General features: G+C 60.0%; 11 protein-coding genes. 8 read left to right on the top strand and 3 right to left on the bottom strand.

The features are described from left to right. Together ENZ75_RS06700 and ENZ75_RS06695 are read right to left on the bottom strand one after the other, a co-directional pair. Positions 1 to 1,888: xanthine dehydrogenase family protein molybdopterin-binding subunit (locus ENZ75_RS06700; RefSeq protein WP_164887746.1), on the bottom strand; the 1,888-nt coding region annotated here is incomplete at its 3' end. Positions 1,889 to 2,001: 113 nt separating this feature from the next. Next, complete coding sequence (locus tag ENZ75_RS06695; RefSeq protein WP_013531265.1) at positions 2,002 to 2,499, bottom strand: (2Fe-2S)-binding protein; 498 nt, start codon at positions 2,497 to 2,499, stop codon at positions 2,002 to 2,004. 263 nt (positions 2,500 to 2,762) lie between these two features. Here ENZ75_RS06695 and ENZ75_RS06690 point away from each other — a divergent pair, with 263 nt between their 5' ends. From ENZ75_RS06690 to ENZ75_RS34990, 7 genes are all read left to right on the top strand, one after another. Next, positions 2,763 to 3,947 carry an FIST signal transduction protein gene (locus ENZ75_RS06690; RefSeq protein WP_050580471.1) on the top strand — a complete coding sequence of 395 codons (1,185 nt, stop codon included), beginning with the start codon at positions 2,763 to 2,765 and terminating at the stop codon, positions 3,945 to 3,947. A 14-nt stretch (positions 3,948 to 3,961) separates the two neighbouring features. Further along, complete coding sequence (locus ENZ75_RS06685; protein WP_013531263.1) at positions 3,962 to 5,302, top strand: hybrid sensor histidine kinase/response regulator; 1,341 nt, start codon at positions 3,962 to 3,964, stop codon at positions 5,300 to 5,302. A gap of 99 nt (positions 5,303 to 5,401) precedes the next feature. Beyond that, the gene (locus tag ENZ75_RS06680; protein ID WP_063168156.1) at positions 5,402 to 8,032 is read left to right on the top strand and encodes an RHS repeat-associated core domain-containing protein; all 2,631 of its coding nucleotides are present in this window, start codon (positions 5,402 to 5,404) and stop codon (positions 8,030 to 8,032) included. Between the two features lie 109 nt (positions 8,033 to 8,141). Next, on the top strand, positions 8,142 to 8,651 hold the full coding sequence (locus ENZ75_RS06675) for a sel1 repeat family protein (protein ID WP_063168157.1): 510 nt from the start codon (positions 8,142 to 8,144) through the stop codon (positions 8,649 to 8,651). 62 nt (positions 8,652 to 8,713) lie between these two features. Further along, positions 8,714 to 9,235, top strand: a complete 522-nt coding sequence (locus ENZ75_RS06670; protein ID WP_127224119.1) for a hypothetical protein — start codon at positions 8,714 to 8,716, stop codon at positions 9,233 to 9,235. Further along, positions 9,232 to 9,720, top strand: coding sequence for a hypothetical protein (locus ENZ75_RS06665; protein ID WP_127224120.1), 489 nt, complete (start codon positions 9,232 to 9,234; stop codon positions 9,718 to 9,720). The genes ENZ75_RS06670 and ENZ75_RS06665 overlap by 4 nt, the downstream gene beginning before the upstream one ends. A 550-nt stretch (positions 9,721 to 10,270) precedes the next feature. Next, positions 10,271 to 10,441 carry a hypothetical protein gene (locus ENZ75_RS34990; RefSeq protein ID WP_206521361.1) on the top strand — a complete coding sequence of 57 codons (171 nt, stop codon included), beginning with the start codon at positions 10,271 to 10,273 and terminating at the stop codon, positions 10,439 to 10,441. 156 nt (positions 10,442 to 10,597) lie between these two features. Here the strand turns inward: ENZ75_RS34990 and ENZ75_RS06655 are convergent, their stop codons facing one another. Beyond that, positions 10,598 to 11,281 carry a response regulator transcription factor gene (locus tag ENZ75_RS06655; protein ID WP_024503826.1) on the bottom strand — a complete coding sequence of 228 codons (684 nt, stop codon included), beginning with the start codon at positions 11,279 to 11,281 and terminating at the stop codon, positions 10,598 to 10,600. Between the two features lie 175 nt (positions 11,282 to 11,456). Here ENZ75_RS06655 and ENZ75_RS06650 point away from each other — a divergent pair. After that, the coding region (locus tag ENZ75_RS06650; protein WP_164887745.1) for a fumarylacetoacetate hydrolase family protein at positions 11,457 to 12,135 on the top strand (679 nt) is incomplete at its 3' end.

Here is a 12,135-nt window from a genome sequence, read left to right as displayed (position 1 = left end):
GATCGTAGAACGCCGTCTCCTTCAGCCCGGGCTCCATGCCGCCCGGCAGGTTGTGGGCAGTGTAGGCGGCCAGCGCCATCTGGAACCACGGCACGTTCTTGTCGGTGCCGGCGACCTTCAGCGCGCCATTCTCGATGACGATATCGCCTTCGTCGGCTTCGAGCAGGTGTGCCGCGATCTTCTTGGCCTTGGCCTCGACCTTGTCGAGGGCCTTGACGATGGCCGACATGCCGACTGCACCCGAGCGCGAGCCATAGGTGCCCATGCCCATCTGCACCTTGTCGGTGTCGCCATGCACGATCGAGACCGAATCGAGCGGCACGCCGAAGCGCTCGTTGACCAGTTGCGCGAAGGTCGTCTCATGGCCCTGGCCGTGGCTGTGCGAGCCAGTCAGCACCTCGATCGTGCCGACCGCGTTGACGCGCACTTCCGCCGATTCCCAAAGGCCGACACCGGCGCCGAGCGAGCCGACGGCAGCAGACGGGGCGATGCCGCAGGCTTCGATGTAGCAGCTCATGCCAATGCCGCGCAGCAGCCCCTTCTTGGCGGCGGCGGCCTTGCGCTTGGCAAAGCCGGCATAATCCGACGCCTTCATTGCCGCATCGAGCGAAGCGGCATAGTCGCCGGCGTCATAGCACATGATGACCGGCGTCTGATGCGGAAACGCTGTGACGAAGTTCTTGCGCCGCAGCTCGGCCGGCGAGACGCCGAACTGGCGGGCCGCCGTCTCCATCATGCGCTCCATGACGAAGGTCGCTTCCGGCCGCCCTGCCCCGCGATACGCATCGACGGGCGCGGTGTTGGTATAGATCGCCTTCACATTGGCGTGGATGGCCGGGATATTGTACTGGCCCGACAGCAGCGTCGCATAGAGGTAGGTAGGCGTCGCCGACGAAAACAGCGACATATAGGCGCCAAGATTGGCCTGGGTTTCGACCTTCAGGCCGAGGATCCTGTGGTCCTTGTCGAAGGCCATTTCAGCATGGGTGTGATGGTCGCGGCCATGCGCGTCGGTCAGAAAACTCTCGGTCCGGTCAGCCACCCATTTGACCGGCACCCCGGTCTTCTTCGACGCCCACAGGCAGACGATCTCTTCGGGATAGATGTAGATCTTCGAGCCGAAACCGCCGCCGACATCGGGCGCGATCACGCGCAGCTTGTTTTCCGGCGCGACATTGTAGAAGGCGCTCATCACCAGCCGCGCCACATGCGGGTTCTGCGAGGTCGTCCAGCAGGTGTAGTGATCCTCGGCCTTGTCGTAATGGCCAAGTGCGGCGCGCGGCTCCATGGCGTTAGGCACCAGCCGATTGTTGATGATGTCCATCTTGACGACATGGGCTGCCTTCCCGAAGGCCGCATCCGTGTCGTCGGCATTGCCGATGTCCCAGTCGAAGATCAGATTGTTGTCCGCTTCGGGGTGGATCTGCGGCGCACCCTTGTCCATCGCCTTGGAGGCGTCGACGACGGCCTTCAACTCCTTGTAGGTGATCTCGACCGCCTCGGCGGCGTCACGCGCTTGCCCCTTGGTCTCGGCGACGACAATGACGACGGCGTCACCGACATAACGGACCCGGTCGAAGGCGAGTGGCGACCATGCCCCCATCTTCATCGGCGAGCCGTCCTTGGAGTGGATCATCCAGCCGCAGATGAGATTGCCGATGCCATCGGCCTTGAGTTCCTTGCCGGTCAGCACGCCGATGACGCCGGGCATGCCTTGGGCCTTCTTCACATCGATCTTCTTGATCTGCGCATGCGCGTGCGGACTGCGCACGAAGGCGGCGTGCTTCATGCCGGGAACCACCATGTCGTCGACATAGCGGCCGGCGCCCGTGATGAATCGTTTGTCTTCCTTGCGCGCGACCCGAGCGCCAACACCTTCAATGCCCATCAGAAATTCCTCCCGAGATTGTAGGGGAGTAGGTGAGTAGGGCAGTACGGCAGTAGGGAAAAATTGGCTCCGATTCCCTACTGCCCTACTGCCTTATTGCCCTACTGCCTCGTTCAAGCCGCTTGTTTCGCCTTACCCTTCGACCCCTTCATCGTCGTCGATGCGGCGAGGATCGCCTTGACGATGTTGTGGTAGCCGGTGCAGCGGCAGATGTTGCCGTCGAGCTCGGCACGCACCGTCGCCTCGTCGAGCCCTTCGGGGTGGCGGCCGATCATGTCGGTCGCCGTCATGATCATGCCCGGCGTGCAGAAGCCGCACTGCAGCCCGTGATGTTCCTTGAAGGCGGCCTGCACCGGATGCAGGTCGGCGCCATTTGCCAGGCCCTCGATCGTCAACACGGTCGAGCCGGAGGCCTGCACCGCGAGCATCGTACAGGATTTGACCGCCTTGCCGTCGACGTGGACGACGCAGGCACCGCATTGCGAGGTGTCGCAACCGACATGCGTGCCGGTAAGGCCGAGATTTTCCCGCAGGAAGTGAACCAGAAGTGTTCGGTCCTCGGCAGCACCGCTGACCCGCTTTCCGTTCACCATCAACGAAACGTCCGACATGGTCCCTCCCTGGGTATCAACCTTGGTCATCACGTTGCCAACGCGGCGTTGGCGCATCGGCCATGCGTTATTGGTACACCGCACATCGGACAAAAAACAGCACGTCGCAAACGCGGCACATTGTACTTTCGGTCATGGCCGCCCCCAAACATGCGGTGCCGGTGGCCCCATTGCCAAACCGCCGATTGAAGGCAACAATGTCGGTCGACGCCCGCGCGCCAGAAGCATTTAAAACAGCCGCGCACAAAAAAGCGTCGGAGGAAATGCGGAGAACATCGCTGGCCAATTCACAGACGCGCTATGCATGCGGCCTGTCGGCGCTCACCACGGACGAGCCCGACATGGAGGCGTTCGCCAAGGCGATCGCACTGGAAGCAGCCGCCATCGACGCGGGCTTTGCCCTGCTGTTCTTTTCCCAGAGCCTGGTCGAAGCCAGCGCCCTTTCCCAGGCGCTCATGACCCACGCGCCGGCGCTCCACCACGCCGGCTGCTCGACTGCCGGCGAGATCACGCCGCAAGGTCTCGAGGATGGTCATGTGCTGGCCATGCTGCTTCCGTCCCCCGCGTTTACCGCCGTCAGCGTGATGGTCGAAAATCTGTCCTCGTCGGGTATGGACAGGATCACCGGCGAGGTCGAGACCCTGCGGCGATCGCTGCGCGCGCGCCTCGGTTGCGATCGGACCAAAGGCACTTTCGCGCTCTGCTTCATCGACGGGCTCTCCTATGCCGAAGAAGCGGTGAGTTCAGCCATCCACTGGGGTCTCGATGACATTCCGCTGCTTGGCGGCTCCGCCGGCGACGATCTGAAATTCGAGACGACGCGCCTGATCTCGAACGGCAAGGTCACCTCCGACAGCGCCATCATCGTGCTGATATCGACCGAAATTCCCTTCCATGTCTTCAAGACCGACAATTTCGTTCCCACCGATGAGAAACTGGTGGTGACGGCTTCCGATCCAGATCACCGCATCGTGCGCGAGTTCAACGCCACCAATGCGGCGCAGGAATATGCCGCGTCCGTCGGTATCGTCGCGCAGATGCTGACGCCACTGAGCTTCGCCTCGCATCCCGTGGTGGTGAAGGTGGGCGGACAATATTATTGCCGGTCGATCCAGAAGATGCATGCCGACGGCTCGCTGTCGTTCTTCTGCGCCATAGACGATGGCGTCGTGCTGTCGATCGCTCAGCCCAAGGACATGGTCGAATCGACGCGCGCCGCCCTGCGCGACGTCGAGGAGAGGCTTGGCGGTATCGACATGATCCTCGGCTTCGACTGCGTGCTGCGCCGGCTGGACGCACGCAATCGGCAGGTGTTTCGCGAAATCTCGGAACTCTACCGGGTCAACAATGTCATCGGTTTCGGCACCTATGGCGAACAGTACCGGTCGATGCATCTGAACCAGACTTTCACCGGCATCGCCTTCGGCGAGCGCCAGGCGGCGGAATAGGACGGCGCAACAAGATGCCGCTGAGGGACATAAACGATCTTGAAAAGCTGAAGAAGATCAACGCGGCACTGGTCAGCCGCGTCGAGCGCTCGATGGACCAGCAAGGCAACGCCTTTTCGCTGTTCCAGACCACGATCTCGCTGGAAAACCGGGTGCGTACACGTACCGAGGAACTTCACTCGACCTTGCGGCGGCTGGAGCAGTCGAACATTGACCTCAGTGCCGCCAAGGAAAACGCCGAACTGGCGAACCTGTCAAAAACCCGTTTCCTCGCCGCTGCCAGTCACGACGTGCTGCAGCCGCTGAATGCCGCCCACCTTTCGGTTTCGGCGCTCGCCGAAGTTCAGACCAGCGACGAGGGCAAGAAACTGGTGCGGCAGGTCGAGCGCTCGCTGGAGACGATGGAGGACCTGCTGCGAACCCTGCTCGACATCTCCAAGCTCGATGCCGGCGTGGTGCAGCCCGACATAAGCGACGTCAGCCTGGAGGCGCTGTTCTCGTCGCTCCGCTCGGATTTCCTGCCGGTGGCGGAGATGAAAGGCCTGTCGCTGAAATTCCGGCCGGTCCATGCCGTGGTCCGCTCCGACCGCACGCTGCTGCGCCGTATCCTGCAGAACATTCTCTCCAACGCGCTGGGCTATACACGCTCGGGCGGCGTGCTTGTCGGCACCAGGCATCGCGGCGACACCATCCGCATCGACGTCGCCGACACGGGCTGCGGCATTCCCGACGACCAGCGCGAGGCGGTGTTCGAGGAGTTCCACCGCGGCACCTCGCCGGCCAATGCCGAACTGGACGGTGGCGGTCTCGGGCTCGGGCTCGCCATCGTGCGCCGCATGGCCAGCGCGCTCGGTCATCCCGTGACATTCTCGTCGAAGGTCGGACGCGGCACGATCTTCCACATCGATGTACCCGTCGGCATCGGTGCGCCAGCCGATGCCATCGCCAGCGTTGCCGACATGGAACGGCCGCGCGGCTATGGCCTGTTCGGCACCAAGGTGCTGCTGGTCGAGAACGATATCGAAGTGCTGCAAGCCATGACCTTCCTGCTCGAACGCTGGCAATGCCTGGTGCGGGCCGCGACCTCGACCGACGATGCGCTCGACATGCTTGGCGACACCGACTGGGTGCCCGACATCGTCATTGCCGACCAGCATCTCGACGGCGGCGATCTCGGCACCACGACCATCGCCGAAGTCCGCGACTATCTCGGCCGCGCCGTGCCGGCGCTGATCGTCACCGCCGACAGTTCGGAAGCCGTCGCCAAGGCCGCCCGCTCCGGCGGCATCGAACTGATGCGCAAGCCGCTGAAGCCGGCCCAACTAAGGGCGCTGCTGGCGCATTTGCTGGCCTGATCACTTCTCACGCGCTATTCCGATCGTCTTGAAAGGAGCGCGTCCTCCCGCGGACAGGTCGCCGACGCGCGCTTTGTTTCGACCGCCACCTACAATGCCGTGTGCGGCCTGCCGGCAACGAAGACAGACCCGAATGGTCTCGTCAAAACCTTTACTTATGACGCCTTCTGCCGGCCCTATCAGGTCTCTCAGAGCGTCACCGGCGCCTATACCAAGACGCGCTTCGAGAACGAGGGCAATCCGGCGACACAGGCGCTGGTCAAGTACACCCCGCTGCCCAATGGCGCGAGTGGGGGCGCCGGCGAGGATTTTACCCGCTCCTTCTATGACGGGCTTGGCCGGGTCTATCGCGTGGAAACCCCCGGAGAGACGGCGGCCAGTGCAAGACGCATTGCCGAGACCGACTACGATCTTCGCGGCAATGTGCTGCGTACCGCCTTCCCGAGGTTCGTCGGTGAGACGGCACAGTGGACCACCAACAGCTACGACTGGGCCGACCGGCTGGTGAAGACGGTCAATCCGGATTCAAGCCAGCGCACTTACTTGAACGAACTGGCCACGGGAACCGGCGTCAACCCACGGCTGAATGCGGTGACGATGACGGACGAGCTTGGCCATCCGACTAAGACAGCATGGACGACACACGGCGATATCGCCGCCATTGTCCGCGACGTCGGTGGCCTCAATCTGCCGGAGGGCCGCAGCTACGACCTGCTCGGCCGGCTGATCGGCGTCACCGATCCCGGCGGTTCGAGCTGGAGCTACAGCTACGATCTGCTCGGCAACCGGCTGTCGGCGTCAGATCCCGATCTCGGCACCTGGACCTATGTCTATGACGCCGCCAACCGCCTTATCAGCCAGACCGACGCCCGAGGCACGGTCACAACGCTCGCCTACGACCAGATGGACCGGCTGACGCTGAAGACGGCAACGGCAGCAGGCGGCAGCCCGGTGACGCTGACCCAGAACACCTACGACCAGGCGGCGTCGGGTTACTACAACATCGGCCAGCTGACCCGCTCGGAAAACGCGGCTGCCGTCCAGCTCTACAATTATGACGGCCTCGGCAAGGTTGCTCGCCAGGATGCCACGATCGCGGGGATCACCAACTATACGTTCAACGTCCACGACGGCTCCGGCCAGAACGTATATGTCCAGTACTTTCCTGTTCAGCTCGACTTCGGTTCGAACGCGAACCGCCTGCAATACACCGCCGGCAACAAGCTCGCCTCCGCCCCCGGCTTCATCACCTCGACCATTTACGAGGCCGATGGCCAGACCAAGGAGATCACCTATTCGAACGGTGTGAAGACCTCGTTCACCTATTCGCCGACGCGGCGCTGGCTGACGCGTGTCACCACGGCACGAGGCGCCACCATCCTGCTCGACGATCAGTACGCGCGTGACAGCCTTGGCCGCATCACCGGCACCACGGGGCTGACGGCTTCGGACAGCTGGACCTATGGCTATGACAATGCCGACCGGCTGACGGCAAGCAGCAATCTGGGCAACACCGCGCTCAGCGAAAGCTTTGTCTATGCCGCCAACGACAATCTGACCTCGCGTACCCGTGTCGCCGGCACCTATATCTATCCCGCGGCAAGTGCTGCTCGTCCGCATGCGCCAACCTCGGTCGGCGCCAATGCTATGGCCTATGATGCCAATGGCAACCTCACCTCCGATGGCAGCCGCACACTGGTCTGGGACGAGGCCAACCGGCTGAAGACGGTCACGCTGGCCTCCAACACTGTCAATCTCGCTTATGGACCCGACGGAGCGCGCGCGAAAAAATCCTCGAGCTTCGCCACCACACTCTATCCCGATGCCAATGTCGAGATCGACCCGGCGACCCCGGGCGCGGAGATCTACACCAGGTATCCGCATCCCGACATCAAAGTGACGGGCACGACAAAGGCCTTCCTGCATCGTGATCACCTGGCCTCGGTGCGCATGGTCACCGACAGCACCAGCGCCATCGTCGAGCAGACCAACTACGCCACCTATGGCGAGCGCCTCAACACAGGCTTCCAGACCCAGAAGAGCTACATCGGCGAACGCTTCGATCCCGAGACCGGGCTGCTGTATCTCAATGCGCGGTACATGGATCCCGTGCTGGGAAGGTTCATCTCGCCAGATGATTGGGATCCGACAAAGCAGGGCGTGGGGACCAACCGCTATGTATATGCCCAGAACGATCCGGTGAATAAAGCAGACAACAATGGACATTCGGCGCGGTCAGCCGACGACAGCGCGGCCGGATTGGCCAATGCTGCCAGAGAAGGTGGCGGCTCGGTTGGCACCGCTGAAGCGTCTGGCAGCCACGCCATCTCCCAATCAGCGGGGCCGGCGGTAAAGGAGTTGGGCCTTTCTGTTGACAAGAAAAAGTGCGATGGGTGTAAGCAAATAGCCGCCAGTAAATTCGATTTTGTTCGAAACCTCGTCGGCTTTGCCATGGATGTTATGACTAGCTTTACGGATCCAAACAAAGCGCCGTCGGTTAACGATCCCAAACCTCCAGTGAGGCAGATGGAGTCTGTAAAGAAGGCTCCAACCCCAACTGATCCGCCAAGTGCATCACCACCAGATGATCTGCCGCCAGGTCCGCCGACAAAGCCATCGAAGCCGCCGGGTGCTCCTCTTGGAACTCCTGTTATCGGGATCCCAATGGGGATTGTGCATGACTTTATGAGGGACCCGCGCGGGCTTACAGATCGAGATTTCAGGTTATGATGATAGAGTGAGTGATTGACTTTAGAATGGACCGGCTCTCGAAAAGAGCCCATGTGCCGAGGACTAGGCGCACCAGTCGTCGGATGGATGCATAGACGGGAAACGTCACATGGACCAAGTCACTGCTGAAGAGCGACAGAGATGGATTGAGTACTTCATCCCATTGGCCGAGCAAGGAGATCCAGATGCGCAGTTAGCCGTTGGTATTGGCTATGCTAACGGGGTGATGGTAGAAAAAGACCTAATGTTAGCGGAGCTCTGGCTCCGTCGCGCTGAAGAGAAAAAGGGCGAAGAAGCGACCTTCGTTCTCATAAAAACATTTTCCAGGGAAGAATCGCCCAAGACTCTCGATATTTTTGCAGAAAAAGCGGAGTGGGAGCTTGGCGCAATTTACCTTATATGTGGAAGATATTTAATGAGAAACGGCGATGTGAAACGGGGAAGGCTTCTTTTGAAGAAAGGATGGGAAAAAGGAAATATTATTGCCGGTATTTCATTTATTTCGTCGGGCTACGGCAAGCCTTGGAGATTTTTTTTGCTGCCTGTGGTGCTACCACTTTTGATTGAAAGCGTAATAGTAAAAGCTAAAGATCAGGCGGACGAGAGGATTTTGGAGTGATGCAAGGCTAATAGTTATCTAGGCTATATTGGCACGGGGCGATCAATGTGTAGAGCCAGCCATTGTGCTTAATTCCTATATTTGTACAGGGAACGGTCTCTCATGGCTCGTTTTCCGCTATTGTTAATCCTGCTTGCGCAGCCATCTGCCAAGACATTGTTAGGCCTCACACAAGTTCTCCTGTAGAGAACCGCTACTCCAGTTACGATGGATCAAAGGGCGTTCATTGGACACACACCGATCCAAAAACTGGGAAGAAGCAAGAAATCGCGATAGGCATCGGGGAAGACATCAACGCCGATTTTGATCTTTCCCCAGAAGGTAAATCCAAGCCTGGCGCTAAGGATTTTGAAAAGGCTGCCCAAGAGGCAAAGCAATACCTAGGGACCGTTCCGGGCCTCAAGGACGTGGCGAAACAAGCGGGTTTTCTTTTAGACAATCCGCGGAATGACGCCTTAGGAAAAAAATGGCGTGAAAGAATTGAAAGTGTGAAAAAGAGTGCTGAAAAGAAAATTGAAAAAGCAGAGAAAAAGACTGGCGGCGACGGCGGACAAGACAAAAAACCAGCAGGAAAGAAGCCATGACTGATGTGACGTTCGACATATTTTCTGTTGCCGAAGCGGGAGGAATAGGGGCAGTGCGGGTTGGGGAAAATTTGAATGAGATTGCGGAGCTCGTGGGGCCTCCAGACTATTGGGGCTTTGGTCCCGACGAAATTTTCAATGGTTACATGGGATTTGGACCAATTGAATTATATGTAAGATCGAGATTTGATATGCCGTTTGTGTCAATGATAAAAATCGATTTGATGGTAAGAAAGACTTTTTTCCGCCTAAAGAGTAAGTCACAGTCAGATCGTTACGCTGTTACGTTACCAAAAATTGAAATGAGAACATTCGACGATACTTTAAACGAAGTTAGGCGTAGAAAAATTCCATTTTCAACAAAACTTGGCGAAGGAATTGGTCCAGACACGTCAATAGTAATAGATTTTCTAAATGGATCTCGGTTTTATTTTGTGAATTTTGAGAATCCTGTCCTATTTTCTTTAGAAATAATCGATCAGTAACGAAGAAGATCACGGTGACAGTGTATTTTTGTATACTGGATCGACCTTCATTTACTGTAGACTAGCAGAATGGCTCGGCTTGCCCGTATTGTAGTCCCCGGTCTGCCGCACCATGTCACCCAGCGAGGCAACGGGCGCGCCAAAGCGTTTTTAACGCCGTAAAACTATGCGCTCTACAAAAACCTCCTGATCGAGCATTGCCGCTCCGCCGATGTCGGCCTCTGGGCGTGGTGCCTGATGCCGAACCATGTGCACCTGATCCTGATGCCTGCCGGCGCGGATGGCCTGCGGTGCGCGCTCGCGAAGGTGCACCGCGCGTATGCCGGGACCATCAATGCGCGATAAAACAAAACCGGGCATTTCTGGCAGGGTCGCTTCGGCGCCATCGCGATGGACGAGGACACCTCTTGTCGGCTGTGCGTTATGTCGGGTTGAATCCGGTGCGCGCGGGACTGGTGAAGCAGGCGGCGGATTGGTCCTGGTCAAACGCTCGGGCGCATCCGACTGATAAGCCCGATGGCGTCACGGAATTGGGGCCGATGAAACACAGTTGCCGTCGTCGGTCGGGCGGTTCGATTTGATCGAGATGGATGCCGCGGCTTTCGACGCACTGCGCAAGGCCGAGAGCATCGGCTGGCCGGTGGGCAACGAGGCATTTCTGGGTAGGATTTTCGGGCAAACCGGAACCGCGGAAGCGGGGCAGGCGGCCGAAGCGAAATAGTGCACTGTGACCGTAATTCTTGAGCGCGGCGCATGATGGGTTACCCTCCCCTCGATGGGGAGGGTCGGCGCGGAGCGCCGGGGTGGGGTGCGGCGCAGACCCCCACCCCGCTCCGCTTCGCGGATCGACCCTCCCCACAAGGAGGAGGGTAAAAGCTCAAAACCCAGCCTGATCGCGAAACAACTCCGCATTGTCCAGCTTCGACACCTCGATCACCGCTTGCGTGCGGCTGTAGACATTGAGTTTGCGCAGGATCTCCGAGACATGCGCCTTCACCGTGGTCTCTCCCACCTGCAGCTCGTAGGCGATCTGCTTGTTGAGCAGGCCCTGGCGCAGCATCTGCAGCACGCGCAGTTGCTGCGGCGTTAGCGTCGACAGGCGCTGCACCATGTCGGCGCGGTCGGCGCTGTCGGCGTCCGGCGGCCGGCCTTCGTAGGTCTCCGGCACATAGATCGCGCCTTCCATCACCGAGCGGATGGCTGCGGCGAGGTCGCTCTTGCGCGCCGATTTCGGGATGAAGCCGGCAGCGCCATAGGACAGCGCTTCGGAAATGATCTTCGGCTCCTCGTAACCAGAGACGATCACCACGGGCAGGCGCGGATAGCGGGTCCGGAGTTGCAGCAGGCCGTCAAAACCGTGCACGTCGGGCATCGAGAGGTCGAGAAGCGCGAGGTCGAACGGCTTGGCATCGGCCAGAAGATCGAGCGCCTCGGTGATCGAGCGCGCCTCCACCGTGTCGACTTCCGGATAGGCCATCTGCACGGCGCTGTGCAGCGCCTCACGAAACAGCGGATGGTCGTCGATGATCAGAAACCGGGCGCGATCGTGGGTTGCGGTCATGGGGTTCATTTCAGTTCGTGAGCGATTAGAATAACCTCTCCACCATGGCCAGATTATTGCCAAATAGTATATCGCCATCTCCGGCGGAAAGTGCCGCCGGCACTTTCTCGACCAAATCGCCTTGTCCAGGCCCCCAAATCGGTCGAATGTTCCGGCAACCAAGCAGAGACCCTTGATGACAGAATTCGTCCTTCCCCTGCCCGCAACCGCATCGGTGGCCGTTGCCGGCTCGTCCGATCGTTTTGCGGTGCGCCGTATCTACTGCGTCGGCCGCAACTACGCGGCGCATGCCCGCGAATTCGGCAATGACGAGCGTGATCCGCCCTTCTTCTTCACCAAGCCGGCCGACGCGGTGGTCGATTCCGGCACCGCTATCCCCTACCCGCCGCTGACGGCCAATCTGCACCACGAGATCGAACTGGTGGCCGCGATCGGCAAAGCCGGCTTCCGCATTCCCCGCGACAAGGCGCTGGACCATGTCTGGGGCTACGGCGTCGGCATCGACCTCACCCGCCGCGACCTGCAGGACGAGGCCAAGAAGGCCGCCCGGCCCTGGGACTGGTCGAAGGCCTTCGACCGCTCCGCCCCTTGCAGCCCGTTGGTGCAAGCGCACGAATCCGGCCACCCACAGAAGGGCCGCATCTGGCTCGCCGTCAACGGCAAGGTCAGGCAGGATGCCGACCTCGCCGAACTGATCTGGCCGATACCGGATATCGTGTCGATCTGCAGCGAGGCGATGGAGCTCGAGCCCGGCGACCTGATCTTCACCGGTACGCCAGCAGGCGTCGGCGCGGTTGGCCCCGGCGACACGATGACCGGCGGCGTCGACGGCATCGGCACCATCGAAATAACCA

Source organism: Mesorhizobium sp. M7A.F.Ca.CA.002.04.1.1 (genome assembly GCF_004022805.1).
In the GTDB taxonomy this organism is placed as follows: Bacteria; Pseudomonadota; Alphaproteobacteria; order Rhizobiales; family Rhizobiaceae; genus Mesorhizobium; species Mesorhizobium ciceri.
Note: the sequence above shows the minus strand (reverse complement) of the source record. Positions and strands in the feature narration are given on the sequence as shown.

Bases quoted from the DNA above. Each gene is read 5' to 3' on its own strand.
- ENZ75_RS06695 (WP_013531265.1), bottom strand. From the start codon at position 2,499: ATGTCGGACGTTTCGTTGATGGTGAACGGAAAGCGGGTCAGCGGTGCT.
- ENZ75_RS06690 (WP_050580471.1), top strand. From the start codon at position 2,763: ATGCGGAGAACATCGCTGGCCAATTCACAGACGCGCTATGCATGCGGC.
- ENZ75_RS06685 (WP_013531263.1), top strand. From the start codon at position 3,962: ATGCCGCTGAGGGACATAAACGATCTTGAAAAGCTGAAGAAGATCAAC.
- ENZ75_RS06675 (WP_063168157.1), top strand. From the start codon at position 8,142: ATGGACCAAGTCACTGCTGAAGAGCGACAGAGATGGATTGAGTACTTC.
- ENZ75_RS06665 (WP_127224120.1), top strand. From the start codon at position 9,232: ATGACTGATGTGACGTTCGACATATTTTCTGTTGCCGAAGCGGGAGGA.
- ENZ75_RS06655 (WP_024503826.1), bottom strand. From the start codon at position 11,281: ATGACCGCAACCCACGATCGCGCCCGGTTTCTGATCATCGACGACCAT.